The following is a 694-nucleotide window of genomic DNA, read 5'->3' on the forward strand; positions in this document are numbered from 1 at the left end:
ACCAGGGCCGATGAGCAAGCACTGTCGAGCACCAGGCTGGGACCTTGCAGGTCAAAGAACTGCGAGACGTTCGCTGCCAGGTAGTTCTGGCCGATCGCCATCACAGGATTCGTCGCCTTGCTGAACGCTTCGTCATTGGCCCGGTGCTGGCTGCGCGCCCCCACATACACACCCACGGCGCTGCCTTTGATTTCATCGAGGCCGTAGCCCGCGTGGCAGAACAGCTTGAGCGTCTCTTCCAGCAGCAGCAAGGCTTGTGGATCCATGGCGCGCGCATCCGCGGCAGACGTCAGGAAGAAGGCCGGATCGAAATGGCTGATGCTATCGAGCAGTCCGGCATGGTGACCGCTGTCGTAGCCCCAGCGATGCGCCGGCACGGGCGCGATTGCCGAATGGCCCTCGGCCAGCAGCGTCCAGAATTGCGCCAAGTCCGGCGCGCCGGGAAAACGGCAGGACAGTCCCACCACGGCGATGTCCTGAAGCGCCGCGTGCGCAAGCGGGGGTGGCGCGGATGGCTGCGACAGCTGCGGCGCGGCTAGTGGCGCCGGCACGGATACCGGCATTTCCGGTGCGCTGGTGCCTGGCACGCTGGCCGACAGGAGATGCGGATGGGCGCCGCACAGCCACTTGGCAAAACTGGCGATGGTCGGGTATTCAAATAGGATGGAAGGATCGAGTTCGCTGCCGGCGCGCT

1 protein-coding gene is annotated in these 694 nt (G+C 65.1%); it reads right to left on the reverse strand.

What is annotated here, in order from left to right; all coding sequences use genetic code 11:
- Window positions 1-694, reverse strand: a 694-nt coding sequence (locus tag AC1RJW_RS29710; RefSeq protein ID WP_493048115.1) for a beta-ketoacyl synthase N-terminal-like domain-containing protein, incomplete at both ends; no start/stop codon positions are given.

This window comes from Janthinobacterium sp. GW822-FHT07A03 (assembly GCF_058798815.1).